The 12,231-nt window shown below is 71.1% G+C and carries 12 protein-coding genes; 3 read left to right on the top strand and 9 right to left on the bottom strand.

Features of this window, described 5'->3' with window-relative positions:
* Positions 1–7: 7 nt before the first annotated feature.
* Positions 8–367, top strand: coding sequence for a CU044_2847 family protein (locus ACIRPU_RS00540; RefSeq protein ID WP_403859720.1), 360 nt, complete (start codon positions 8–10; stop codon positions 365–367).
* 73 nt (positions 368–440) lie between these two features.
* Here ACIRPU_RS00540 and ACIRPU_RS00535 read toward each other — a convergent pair whose 3' ends face one another.
* The 6 genes from ACIRPU_RS00535 to ACIRPU_RS00510 all read right to left on the bottom strand — a co-directional run bounded on the left by ACIRPU_RS00535 (position 441) and on the right by ACIRPU_RS00510 (position 7,607).
* The gene (locus tag ACIRPU_RS00535; protein ID WP_403859717.1) at positions 441–1,325 is read right to left on the bottom strand and encodes a carbohydrate ABC transporter permease; all 885 of its coding nucleotides are present in this window, start codon (positions 1,323–1,325) and stop codon (positions 441–443) included.
* The gene (locus tag ACIRPU_RS00530) at positions 1,322–2,302 is read right to left on the bottom strand and encodes a carbohydrate ABC transporter permease (protein WP_384111717.1); all 981 of its coding nucleotides are present in this window, start codon (positions 2,300–2,302) and stop codon (positions 1,322–1,324) included. Before ACIRPU_RS00530 ends, ACIRPU_RS00535 begins: the two co-directional genes overlap by 4 nt.
* A 33-nt stretch (positions 2,303–2,335) precedes the next feature.
* The gene (locus ACIRPU_RS00525) at positions 2,336–3,652 is read right to left on the bottom strand and encodes an ABC transporter substrate-binding protein (protein WP_385555850.1); all 1,317 of its coding nucleotides are present in this window, start codon (positions 3,650–3,652) and stop codon (positions 2,336–2,338) included.
* 214 nt (positions 3,653–3,866) lie between these two features.
* On the bottom strand, positions 3,867–5,336 hold the full coding sequence (locus tag ACIRPU_RS00520; RefSeq protein ID WP_403859712.1) for a cellulose binding domain-containing protein: 1,470 nt from the start codon (positions 5,334–5,336) through the stop codon (positions 3,867–3,869).
* 166 nt (positions 5,337–5,502) lie between these two features.
* Complete coding sequence (locus ACIRPU_RS00515; RefSeq protein WP_403859709.1) at positions 5,503–6,879, bottom strand: sensor histidine kinase; 1,377 nt, start codon at positions 6,877–6,879, stop codon at positions 5,503–5,505.
* The gene (locus tag ACIRPU_RS00510) at positions 6,876–7,607 is read right to left on the bottom strand and encodes a response regulator transcription factor (RefSeq protein ID WP_384111724.1); all 732 of its coding nucleotides are present in this window, start codon (positions 7,605–7,607) and stop codon (positions 6,876–6,878) included. The genes ACIRPU_RS00515 and ACIRPU_RS00510 overlap by 4 nt, the downstream gene beginning before the upstream one ends.
* Positions 7,608–7,751: 144 nt before the next feature.
* Between ACIRPU_RS00510 and ACIRPU_RS00505 the strand changes: the two genes are divergently transcribed.
* Positions 7,752–8,285 carry a hypothetical protein gene (locus ACIRPU_RS00505; RefSeq protein ID WP_403859706.1) on the top strand — a complete coding sequence of 178 codons (534 nt, stop codon included), beginning with the start codon at positions 7,752–7,754 and terminating at the stop codon, positions 8,283–8,285.
* A gap of 29 nt (positions 8,286–8,314) precedes the next feature.
* Here ACIRPU_RS00505 and ACIRPU_RS00500 read toward each other — a convergent pair whose 3' ends face one another.
* Both ACIRPU_RS00500 and ACIRPU_RS00495 read right to left on the bottom strand, forming a co-directional pair.
* Entirely contained in the window at positions 8,315–9,181 is an 867-nt protein-coding gene (locus ACIRPU_RS00500) for a spermidine synthase (protein WP_403859703.1), read from the bottom strand.
* 257 nt (positions 9,182–9,438) lie between these two features.
* Positions 9,439–9,828 carry a hypothetical protein gene (locus ACIRPU_RS00495; RefSeq protein WP_403859700.1) on the bottom strand — a complete coding sequence of 130 codons (390 nt, stop codon included), beginning with the start codon at positions 9,826–9,828 and terminating at the stop codon, positions 9,439–9,441.
* Positions 9,829–10,084: 256 nt separating this feature from the next.
* Here ACIRPU_RS00495 and ACIRPU_RS00490 point away from each other — a divergent pair, with 256 nt between their 5' ends.
* Positions 10,085–11,542, top strand: a complete 1,458-nt coding sequence (locus tag ACIRPU_RS00490) for a hypothetical protein (protein ID WP_403859697.1) — start codon at positions 10,085–10,087, stop codon at positions 11,540–11,542.
* Positions 11,543–11,581: 39 nt separating this feature from the next.
* Here ACIRPU_RS00490 and ACIRPU_RS00485 read toward each other — a convergent pair whose 3' ends face one another.
* Complete coding sequence (locus ACIRPU_RS00485; protein ID WP_403859694.1) at positions 11,582–12,181, bottom strand: histidine phosphatase family protein; 600 nt, start codon at positions 12,179–12,181, stop codon at positions 11,582–11,584.
* Between the last annotated feature and the right edge of the window lie 50 nt (positions 12,182–12,231).

Below are 12,231 nucleotides of genomic sequence, written 5' to 3'. Positions count from 1 at the left end.
AGGCTGTATGACCGAGCTGGTGCGGTGGACCCTGGACGGCGGCGGTGAAGTGATCGTGGAGGTGCCGCAGGACGGCCCGGCCATCAGCCCGGTGTCCCGGACGGGTGGCCTCGTCGAGTCGGCCGGCGCCTCGCTGAGCTCCGCGCTCGGCAATGTCCGCCAGGCCGCGTCGGACGTGCTCGGCCAGTTCCGCGCGATGGACGTCCGGCCGGGCACGATCGAGGTCGAGTTCGGTGTGAAGCTGACCGCGGAGGCCGGCGCGATCATCGCGAAGACGAGCGCCGAAGGTCACCTGAACGTCAAGCTGACCTGGGAGAACGACGGTTCGCAGGAGAGACGGCCGACGAACCCCGCCCCCTCCGGTTGACCGGGCCAGGTCGGCGGCGACGCCGTGCGCGGGCGGTGCGCGGGCGTCCCTGCCGGAGGGGAGAAGAAGGGGCTCAGCCCTTGTTGGCGCCCAGGGTCAGGCCGCTGACGAACTGGCGTTGGAGCACGAAGTACACGATCAGCGTGGGGATGGCGGTGAGCAGGGCGCCGGCGGCGACCAGGTTGGGGTCGGTGAAGTACTGGCCGGACAGGTTGTTCAGGGCCGAGGTGATCGGCATGTTCTCACCGGTCGAGATCAGCACGATGGCCCAGAAGAAGTCGTTGTAGATCCAGATGGAGAGCAGGGTCGCCAGGGCCGCCATCGCGGGCTTGCACAGCGGCAGCACGATCTGCCAGTACAGCCGCCAGACGGAGGCCCCGTCGACCAGCGCGGCCTCGGTCAGCTCGTGCGGCAGCGAGCGCATGTAGTTGCTCAGCACGAAGGCGCAGAAGCCGGACTGGAACGCCACGTGGATCAGGACCAGGCCGAGCGCGGAGTCGTAGAGCTTGCCGCTGACCGTGACGCCCGGCAGGTCGACCAGGAGGTACAGGCGGTACAGCGGGGTGATGATCACCTGCTGCGGAAGCAGGTTGCCGGCCGTGAACACCAGGAGCAGGAACAGGTTGACCCGGAAGTCGAAGCGGCTGACGTAGAACGCCACGCACGACGACAGGAACAGGGTCAGGAGCACGGCCGGGACCGCGATCAGCAGCGTGTTCCCGAAGTAGTGCAGCATGTCCGACTGCTGGAACGCGTTGGTGAAGTTGTCGAGGCTGAGTTTGTCGGGCCAGGAGACATAGCCCTTCTCGCTGGTCTCCGCGTAGGGGCGCAGAGCCGCGAACAGGGCCCACAGCAGGGGTGCCAGCCAGGCCAGGGACGTCACGACGAGGAACGTGTGCAGCAGGATCCGGGTGGGGCGGACGGGGGTGCGCTGCTTGGACGCCAGGGTCGCGCTCATGCTCGCCGCTCCTTTCGGAAGGTCGCGATCAGGTACGGGATGATCACGGCGAGGGAGATCACCAGCAGGACGACGGCGATCGCCGATCCGTATCCGATGCGGCTGGACTCGCCGATGATGTTGTTGGTGACCAGGATCGACAGCAGTTCGGTCCCCTGGGCGCCCTTGTTGAAGACGAAGACCAGGTCGAAGGCGCGCAGTGCCTCGATGATCGTCACCACGAGGACGACGGTGTTGGTGGGCCGCAGGGTCGGGAAGACGACGTTCTTGAACGTCTGCCACTCGTTCGCCCCGTCCAGTGCGGACGCCTCGCGCAGGGCCGGGTCGACGCTCTTGAGACCGGCCAGGTAGAGGATCATCATGTAGCCGGCGTGCCGCCAGGAGGCGGCGATGAGGATGGCCCAGAGGTTGAGGTCCGGGTCGCCGATCCAGTCGATGTAGTGGCCCGGTTCGTTGGCGCCGATCAGGCTGTTGATCAGGCCCGTGTCCGGGTTGTAGATCAGCTGCCAGACGAAGCCGATGACGGCCATGGAGACCACGACCGGCAGGAAGAAGGCCGTCTGGTAGACCCGGCTGAACCGGATCTTCTTGTCCAGCTGGACCGCCAGGAAGAGCCCGAACGGGGTCGGGATCAGGATGAGCACGACGAACCAGACGACGTTGTGCTGGACGGCGGGCCAGAACTGCGGGTTGTTGCTGAACAGCTCCCTGAAGTTGTCCAGCCCCACCCACCGGATCGAGTCGAAGCCGATGCCGTCCCAGGTGGTGAAGGCGAGGGCGACGGAGGCCAGGGCGGTGACCCAGACGAGGGCCACGTGCAGGATCGTCGGCACGCCCGCCATCAGGCCGAGCGTGAGCCGGTCGCGGCGGGTCAGCAGGCGCCGGTGGCCCTGCGGAACCCGCTTCTTCGGGGTCGCGGTGCCCGGAGGCGGCACGGCGGCCGCCCCCGGGATCTTCGTGGTCGTTTCGGAACTCATGTGTCGGTGCTCATCCGCCTCGGCTCGAGCGTCTCAGCCGGACGCGAAGATCGTCTTCTTCTGACGCTCGATCGACGTCAGCAGGCCGTCGATCCCCTTGGGGTCGCGGACGAACTTCTGGAGCGCGGGCTGCATCACCGTGGAGGTGAAGTCGGGCCGGCTGTCGCGGTCCATGAACTGCGTGAGGTGCTTGGCGCCGCTGATCATCGCGTACGCCTTCTTCTGCAGGGCGGTGTACGAGGAGGTGTCGGCCTTGGAGGAGGCGGCCACGACGCTCGGGTCGGCCTTGAGGTAGGTCGCCTCGGCCTCCGGGGTGCCCAGGTACTCCAGGAGCTTGACGGCGGCCGCCTTGCTCTTCGGGGCCTTGGAGAGCATGAAGCCGTCGGTGGGCGCCTCGACGGTGTCCTGGCCGTAGGCCGGGTCGATCTCCGGGAAGGCGAAGAAGTCGAGGTCGTCGGCGTCGGCCTGGTTCGTGAACTGCTGCGCGACGAAGGTGCCCAGCAGATACATGCCGGCCTTCTTGGAGACGAGGGTCTGCGCGGCGTCCTGCCAGGTGCGGCCGACGGCGCCGTCCTGGTGGTACGGGAGGAGCTCGGCCCAGTGGTCGAAGGTCTTGCGGACCTTCGCGTCGGTCCAGGAGGCCTTGCCCGCCATCAGCTCGACGTGGAAGTCGTAGCCGTTGGTGCGGAAGTTGATCTGGTCGAAGGTGCCGAGCGCCGGCCAGGCGTCCTTGTCGCCGAAGGCGATCGGGACGAGCCCGTCCTTCTTCATCTGCTTGCACAGGGCTACGAGCTGGTCCCAGGTGGTGGGGACGGTGTAGCCGTGCTGCTGGAAGACGCTCTTGCGGTAGAAGAGCGCCCAGGGGTACGTGTACAGCGGCACGAAGTAGTACTTGCCGTCCTCGCCCTTGCTGAGCGCCTTCATCGCGTCCGGGAAGTTGCCGCCGATGGTCTGCCACACGTCGTCGATGGGGGTGGCGAGCTTCTTGGCCGCGAAGAACTGCATCCGGTAGCCGGCGAACCAGTTGAACACGTCGTCCGGGGTGCCCTGGAGGTAGGAGTTGATCTGCTCCTGGAACGTGTTGTGGTCCTTGGTGTTCACGTCGACCGTGATCCCGGACTGCTTCTTGAAGGCCGCGTAGATCTCCGCGAAGGCCTTCTTCGGGACGGCGTCGGAGGCGTTGGAGCCGAGGGTGACGGTCTTCGGGTCGGCCGCGGTGCCGCTGCCGCCGCAGGCCGACAGCAGGGGTATGCCGGCGCCGAGCACGGCCGCGCCGCCCATACCGCGCAGGAGGGTGCGACGGCTCGGGGAGGGGAGAGCGAGGCGGCCGGAGGGGGAGAGGTGGTGCATGAACGGCTCCTGACGCGAAGTTCGGCCACAGGGTGTGGCTGAAAGCTGGTCTCAATCGACCAGAAATCAACTTGACCGAACACGGGGTGGCGCAATAACAGCCGTATGTCCGGTCATGCGTCAAGAGCCGCCGACTTCATTTGTCGAAACGTAATCGACACACCTTGATCACTTACGTGATCGTTTCTCCGCTCCCCCCTGGTCATTCAAGTGATCACTTGTAGGCGGCGAACGCCTTCGAGAACGCGGAATCGGTCTGGACGATCGAGCTGCAGGTCGCGTCCGCGTAGCCCTTGGCCCCGCCCGCGCACTGCTTGTCCCGGGTGGCCGACCACATCGACAGCGGGCCGAGCCCCTTGGCCTTGGCGAAGGCGACGAGCTGGGTGGCGTCGTCGACCTTGAAGATCTCGGACGTGACGTCATTCACACCGATCATCGGAGTGACCCCGACCGCTTTCCAGGCCGCGCTTTCGCTGAGCCCGAGGACGCTCTTGACCTGCGCCTGGGTCGCGGTGGCGGCCTGCTCGGCATAGGTCCCCATGTCGCCGCTGTACGCCGGCCCGTAGTCCATCGCCATGATGTTGACGGTGTCGATCTCCACGTTGGCGGACTTGGCGCCGGCCAGCAGGTTCACGCCGTCCTGCGTCAGCCCCTCGGGCATGACGGGGAGGGTGAACGACACGTCCAGGTTCGGGTGCTGCTGCTGGAGCTTGGCGATCGCCTGGGCGCGCCGGGTGTTGGCCGCGGTGTCGGGCAGCGCGCCGCCCTCGATGTCGAAGTCCACCTTGGTGAGCTGGTAGGCGTCCACCGCCTTCCCGTACGCCGCCGCCAGCGCGTCCGCCGAGGAGCAGGTCGTCGCCAGCTCGGAGCCGGAGGCGCCGCCGAAGGAGACCCGGACGTCACCGCCCTTGGCCCGCAGGGCCCCGATCTGCGCGGCCACGCCGTCGCTCGCGAGGTCGGTCACCCCACCCCACTTGGGCGTGCAGCCGCCGCCGTCGGTGACGAACGCGAGGTTGTAGTCCTTCACCCCGGTCGCGCTCACGCTCGCCAGGAGGTCGAAGGCGGGGTACAGGGAGGTGTCGACGTAGGGGGCGAACCCGGCGGTCGCGGTGGTGCCGGTACCGGTGCTCGCGCTGGTGCTCGGCGCGGGGGAGGAAGGGGTCGAGGGAGAGGAGGGCGAGGCGGTGGCGGTCGGACTCGGGGCCGTGGTGGGACTCGCGGTCCGGGTCGGCCGGCCGCTCGGCTCGGGCGTGGCGCCGTCGTCGGCGGAACACTTGGCGCCGTCGACGAGACAACCGGCGGGATCCCCGCTGCCGTTGACGACGAAGCCGATGGTGACGGACTCCCCGACGGCGAGCCCGTCGGTGTCCCACTTGGGCGACGAGACCGTGACGTGCTGCCCGCTGACGGCGGACTCGCCGTTCCACAGGGAACTCAGCTTCGCCCCGGCCGGCAGATCGAACTCGAGCTTCCAGTCCGCCTTCGCCCGACCGCTGTTGTTGGTCACGACGTACTGCGCGGTGTACCCCGTCGACCAGTCGCTGGTCCTGGTGTAGGCCGCCCCGACCCCGGCCGCCTGCGCGGTGCCGCCGAGCAGAACGGCCCCGCCGCCCACCACGGCCGCGGCGACCGCGCCGCCGATCATCTTGTTCCTGCCGCTGATCCTGCGCCGATGCGTGCTCATCAGGTGCCTGCCTTCACTGCTCACGGGGATTCCCGGGGGTGGGGTGCGGCAGCACGCTAGCGATCCCGAACCGGGCAAAACGCCTGACAGGGACGGCCGTCGAGGTTCTTAGGGAGCGCTTAAGGAACACATCGGGAGCGGTTAAAGGTCGAGACCAATTCGCCCCTCAGGAGCGGCCGGCGACCGCCCGTCGCCGTCTGCGGACAGCCCCCCGGTGGCCCCTGCGCACCGGCTCCCGCCCGTCCAGCTGGATCCAGAGCCGCACCTCGGTGCCGCCCAGTACCGAGGAGCCGATGCGGACGTCACCGCCCGTCGACTCGGCGAGCCGGCGGACGATGTCCAGGCCGAGACCGGTCGAGCCCGCGGCGCCCGAGCCCCGGCCGCGCGCCATCGCCGCCTCGGGGTCGCTGATGCCGGGGCCCGCGTCCGAGACGAGGACGATCACCGCGTCCTCGCCGTTGTGGACGTCGACCGCGAAGGCCGTGCCCTCCGGGGTGTGCCGGAAGACGTTGCCGAGCAGGGCGTCCAGGGAGGCGGCGAGGTCGGTACGGGCCACGGGTATGCGGACCGGGCGGTCCACGCCGGCCGTGCGCACCTTTCGGCCCTCGTCCTCCGCGAGCGCCGACCAGAACGCCATCCGCTCCCGGACCACCTCCGCCGCGTCGCAGCCCGCGCCCGGACCGGCGGCCGCCGTCTGCGGCTTGGCCTCCCGCGCCGTCCGGATGATCGTGTCCACCTCGCGCTCCAGCTGGGCGACGGCCGTCCTCGTCTGCTCGGCGGCCGGGGACTCGCCCAGCGAGGCCGCGTTGAGCCGCAGCACGGTCAGCGGGGTCCGCAGCCGGTGGGACAGGTCGGCCGCCAACTCCCGCTCGTTGGCCAGTAGTTGGACCACTTGATCCGCCATCGAGTTGAACGCCACCGCCGCGAGGCGCAGTTCGCTCGGGCCCTCCTCGGGCACTCTCGCCCCGAGCTTGCCCTCCCCCAGCTCCTGCGCCCCCTCGACCAGACGTCTCGCCGGCTGCACCATCCGGACGCCCAGCCGGTCGGCGACGGCGACCGAGCCGACGACCAGCGCGGCCCCGACCGCCGCCAGCACCGCCCACGCCGTGGCGACGCCGTTGCTCACCTCGGACTCGGGCACGTACACCTCGATCACCACGGTCCCCAGGCTCAGCGCGACCGGCTGGAGCAGCGCGGAGCCTCCGGGGACCTCGGTGGTGGAGGCGCGGCCCAGCCTCCGTACGGCCGCGATGTCGGCGTCCGCGGCACGCTGCCGGCCGAGGTCCACGGCGGCCCGGCCGTCGCTCGCCGGCAGGTGTACCGCCATTCCGTCGTCGGAGCCCGCCGAGGCGACGACCCGCTCCAACTGGTCGCGGTCGGTCGTGATGGACAACGCCGGGACCACGACCGCGGCCTCCCGCTCGGCGTTGGAGAACGCGCGATCGCGGGCCATCTCCTTGATGACCAGACCGAGCGGGACGGCGAAGGCGATCACGACCATCGTGGTGACCGCCAGGCAGACCTTGACCAGTGCCCATCTCATCGGATCGGTCCCGTCCCCCCGGAGTCGGCGGAGTCGGCGGGGACGGGCGGCTCCAGCTTCACGCCGACGCCCCGCAGGGTGTGCAGATAGCGCGGCCGGGCCGCCGTCTCGCCCAGCTTGCGGCGCAGCCAGGACAGATGGACGTCGATGGTCTGGTCGTCGCCGTAGGACTGCTGCCACACCTCGGCCAGCAGTTCCCGGCGCGGGACCACGACCCCCGGCCGGCCCGCGAGAAAGGCGAGCAGGTCGAACTCACGGCGGGTGAGGTCGAGCCGTGCGCCGTCCAGCTCGGCCTGGCGGCGCAACGGGTCGACGGTCAGACCGCCGACGCGAAGGACGCTGGAGGGCGAGGCCTCCGCGGCGCCGGACCGGGCTCGACGCAGCACGGCCGCCATCCGCGCCGACAGATGCTCCACCGAGAACGGCTTGGTCAGGTAGTCGTCCGCGCCCGCGTTCAGCAGTCGGACGATCTCCGTCTCGTCGTCGCGCGCGGTGGCGATGATGACCGGCACGTCCGTGATGCCGCGCAGCATCTTCAGGGCCTCGGAGCCGTCCAGATCGGGCAGGCCGAGGTCGAGAATGACCACGTCGAAGCGGAAATGGGCGACCTCGCGCAGCGCCTCCAGTGCCGTACCGACGCTGCGCACGAGGTGCGAGGCGTCGGTCAGCTGCCGGATGAGCGCCGAGCGTACGAACTGGTCGTCCTCGACCACGAGCACACTTGCCATGCGCCGCAACCTACGCCATGCGGACGGACGTCATTCGGGCCTGTGGACAACTCGGCTCCTGTGGACGAGGAGTGAGGCGACCGTGCGTGGCCGTGGGGACATCCGTGCGACACGGGTGAGGCGCGTGGGGCAAGATGGCCCGCGATGCGCAGAGGACTCGTACACGTACTGGCCTGGTCGCTCGCCACGGGCGCGGCGGTCACGCTGTCGTGGTGGGGTGTCCACACGGTGATGGCGGGCACGGCCTACGACCCGCCGCGCGCCCTGCCGCTCACCGCGGGCGAGGCGATCACGCAGGAGTCGAAGCCGCCGGCCTCGCCGACCGGCAGCCCGTCCGCTTCGCGGAGCCCGTCCCCGACCCCGAGCCGGACCCCGGCGACCCCGGCCCCCTCTCGGACGGCGGCGACCGCCGACCCCTCCCCCAGCGCCTCCGGAACGCCCCGGAACACGTCCCGGGGCACGGTCAAGAGCTATGACACCGACGGCGGGCTGGTCGTCTTCGACCTGGGCAAGGTCTCCGCGTCGCTGGTCTCGGCGACGCCGGGCGCGGGCTGGTCGATGCAGGTGTGGAAGACGGAGTCGTGGATCCGGGTGGAGTTCAGCTCCGGCGCGGACCGGGTGTCGGTGTTCTGCACCTGGCACGACGGGCCGCCCCGGGTGGAAGTGGGCACGTACTGACGACCGGCGGTCGGCGGTCGGCGGTCGGGCTAGCGGAACACCGAAGGGGGCGGCGCCGGTGAGGCCACCGCCGACGCGTCCACGACCGGTACCGCGCCGCCGGTGAAGTCGGTGAGCGCCCTGCCGTGCTCGACCCGGCCGGGGTGGGGGTCGGAGGCGGCCCGGCGGGTCAGTTCGGCGGTCGGCAGCGGCAGGTCGGAGGCGGCGAGTACGGCGTTGCCGAACCGTTTGCCGCGCAGCACGGTCGGGTCCGCGACCAGCGCGAGTTCCGGGAACCGGGCGGCTGCGGTGGCGATCTGGCCGCGCAGGTGCGCGAGCGGCGGGCCGTCGGCGAGGTTGGCGGCGTAGGTCCCACCGGGCTTGAGCGCCCTGCGGACCTCGTCGAGGAACTCGGTCGAGGTGAGGTGGGCGGGGGTCCGGGCGCCGCTGAACACGTCCGCCAGGACGAGATCCGCCCATCCGTCGGGCACCTTGGCGAGACCCTCGCGTGCGTCGACCGACCTCACCCTGATGCGCGCCCCCGGGTCCAGCGGCAGTTCCCGCCGCACCAGTTGGACGAGGGCCGCGTCCCGTTCGACGACCTGCTGGGTGGAGCGGGGGCGGGTGGCGGCGACGTACCGGGCGAGGGTGAACGCGCCGCCGCCGAGATGCACGACGTGCAGGGGCTTGCCGGGCGGTGCGACGAGGTCGATGACATGGCCGAGGCGCCGCTGGTACTCGAAGGAGAGAAAGGCGGGATCCTCGAGGTCGACGTGCGACTGGGGGGCTCCGTCGATGAGCAGCGTCCAGGCCCGCGCCCGGTCCCGGTCGGGCACGAGCTGGGCGAGCCCGCCGTCGACGGGCTCGACGACGGCGTCGGCGTCCCGCTCGCGCCGGTTGTTCCTGGACTTTGCCATGACAGCATTTTCGCAGGCCGCGACCGCTCCCCGCGCGCCCGGCCGAACAGGGGACGTTCAGGCGCGGGAAAGCGCACGGGCGGGGGCCGGAGAGCGGGCGGCCAGGAGGCGGGCGGGGCCGGAGCGGTCGCGGAACTGACGGGCACGCGCGCGTGGGCTCGGGGCCCGCGAACGGGAGCCCAGGCACGGGATCCGGATCCCACGCTCGGGGCCCACGCACACAGCCGGGTGCCGCGCCGGTCACACCGCAGGCGTCCTCACCGGCAGCTGTCCGCCGCCTCGATCAGCCGGGCCGCCTCGCCCAACGCCCGCCGCAGCACCGTCGGATCCGTCGCGAGATCCGCCTCGCCGGGGGGCACCAGCCAGCCCGAGCCCTCGGTCGACGGCTCGGGTGCGAGTCGCAGCCCCCTGCCTTCGGTTCCCGTACAGGTACTGCCCGGCATGTCCCATGCCGCCGCCGTCCCGGCCGGCACCACGAAGCCGAGCGTGTCGTCGCCGTCGTCGTGCAGGACGGGCCCCACTCCGTCCCCCGTCGACCCCCTTCGCAGGATGTCGACCGCCTCCAACCCCTGCCGGGTCGGCACCGTCACCAGGTCGCACGCCGCCACCGCTGTCATAGAAGGAACGTTGCTCTGCCTGGTCTCCATCCCGGCCTCCACCGCGCAGCCCGCCCGTAGTCCGCAAGGCTCAACGCCCCACGGCGTCAAGGGCTACGGCGGAAGTCCGCCGCAAAGGATGGCAGTTCATGGCAGATCGTGGATGAGATATCCGGTTTGTAGCCAAACACCGCATGGCGGCCCGACCACAGCAGGTACGTTCTTGCCCGCCGGGAACAAGGGTGCCACACGGACAACTCATCCCTATTCCGGCATGGTTCGACGGTTCGCACGAGAGGACCCGGCCATGGCGTCGTCAACGGTGACCCCACCTCGGCCAGACCGGCCGGCACGGCCCAACCTCGCCTTCCGCCACCTGCGCGGACATCGCTCACCGGCCGAGTTCGCCGCACTCGTGCGGCGGGCCGCGCGCGAGATCGGCGAGTGCGTCAGCTGTGACGCGCGCTACATCGGGCGCGTCGAGGCGGGCGAGATCCGCTGCCCCAACTACGCGTACGAGCGGGTGTTCCTGCACATGTTCCCCGGCCGCACGCTCACAGATCTGGGGTTCGCGCCCCGCGCGTCCGTGCGCGGACGAGGGGCGCGCACCCCTGAGGACGCGCCCTGCGCGCACACCACGAGACCGGAGCGCACTACCAGTGACGAGCGGAACACGGGTGAGACGGGTGGGGCGCACGAGCCGTATGACACGCAGGACCCGTACGACAGGCACCACAACCACGAGGAGAGCGACGTGCTGCGTCGCGCATTCATGACCGGCGGAGGTGCCACGATGGCCGCCGCCACGCTGGGCCCCCTCGGGCTCGCTCACGACGCGTCGGCGGATCGTCCCGTGCGCCGCGCGGGAGCGAGCGAGGCCGGCGCCCTCGAAGAAGCGGTCCGCAGGATCCGGCTGCTGGACGACCGGCACGGGGCCGACGGCCTCTACCGGCGCGCGGCCGCTCCGCTGCGCGCCGCCTTCGCGCTGCTGGACGCCGGGACGACCCGGCAGTCCACCGCCGACCGGCTGCACTCGGGCGCCGGGGAGCTCGCCATCTCGGTGGGCTGGCTGGCACACGACTCGGGCCGGTTCGACGACGCGCGCTCGCACTACGCGGAGGCTCTGGCGACCGCCCGGATGACCGGGGACCAGGGACTGGAGGCGCACGCCTTCTGCAACACGGCGTTCCTCGCGCGCGACGCGGGCCGGCCCCGTGAGGCCGTGCGTGCCGCCCAGGCCGCCCAGCGCGTCGCCCGCCCCCTGGGCTCACCCCGCCTGATGTCGCTGCTGGCGCTGCGCGAGGCCGGCGGCTGGGCGGGGCTCGCCGACCACACCGGTTGCGCGCAGGCCCTCGTCCGCGCGCAGGCCCTCTACGACCGGGGTCCCTGCGACAGCGACCCCGAGTGGATGAGCTTCTACGGCGAGGCCGAGCTCGAAGGGCTCGAGGCACAGTGCTGGTCGACCCTCGGCGACTGGCCGCGCGCGGCCCGGCACGCCAAGCGGGCGGCGGACCTCCAGGACCCGCACTTCTCCCGGAACATCGCGCTGTACACGGCCGAGCTGGCGGACGACCTCGCGCGCGGGGGCCGTCCCGACGAGGCGGCGACGGCCGGGATGCGGGTCCTGGACCTGCTGGACCAGGTCCAGTCGTCCCGGATCCAGACGATGCTGGCGGGGACGGCCAGAGTGCTGCTGCCGCACCGGCGGGCGGGGGGCGTGTCCACGTTCCTGGAGCGGCACGCCTCGACACCGCGGACGGTGTGAGACCAGGCCCCCGGAACCGCACCCGGTGACCGCGACCGTCTACCGCTGCCCGAGGTGCCCGAGATCGTTCCAGCTCTCGATCGCCGGTTCGCCGTAGGCCCAGCCCAGGACCGAGAGCGACGTCGGGTTCAGACGTATCCGGGCCGCGAAGTCCAGCGGCAGCCCCAGCCAGCGTGCCCCGATGGAGCGGAGGATGTGCCCGTGGGCGAAGACCAGCACGTCCCGGTCGGCCGAGCGGGCCCACGCGACGGCCTCGTCCGCGCGGGCGGTCACCTCGGCGAGGGACTCGCCCTCGGGGACGCCGTCGCGCCAGATGAGCCAGCCGGGCCGGGCGGCCTGGATCTCGGCGGGGGTCATGCCCTCGTAGGCGCCGTAGTGCCACTCCATGAGGGTGTCCCAGGTGGTGGCCCGCTCACCGAACCCGGCGAGCTCGCACGTCTCACGCGCGCGTGCCAGCGGGCTGGTGCGTATCTCCACGTCCTTCAGGCCGTCGTACGGCGCCCGGTGCAGCCGCTCGCCGAGCAGCTCGGCACCCCGGCGGCCCTCCTCCAGGAGCGGCACATCGGTCCGGCCGGTGTGCTTGCCGGACAGCGACCACTCCGTCTGTCCGTGCCGGGCCAGCAGGATGCGCGGTGCCATGGGGGACCTTTCCGGGGAGACCCTGAGAGGGATCAGGGGAGAAATCAGGG

It is taken from the genome of Streptomyces sp. NPDC102259, from assembly GCF_044766465.1.
Classification (GTDB): Bacteria; Actinomycetota; Actinomycetes; order Streptomycetales; family Streptomycetaceae; genus Streptomyces.
The sequence above is the reverse complement of the archived record's forward strand: the minus strand, read 5'-3'. Positions and strand labels throughout refer to the sequence as shown.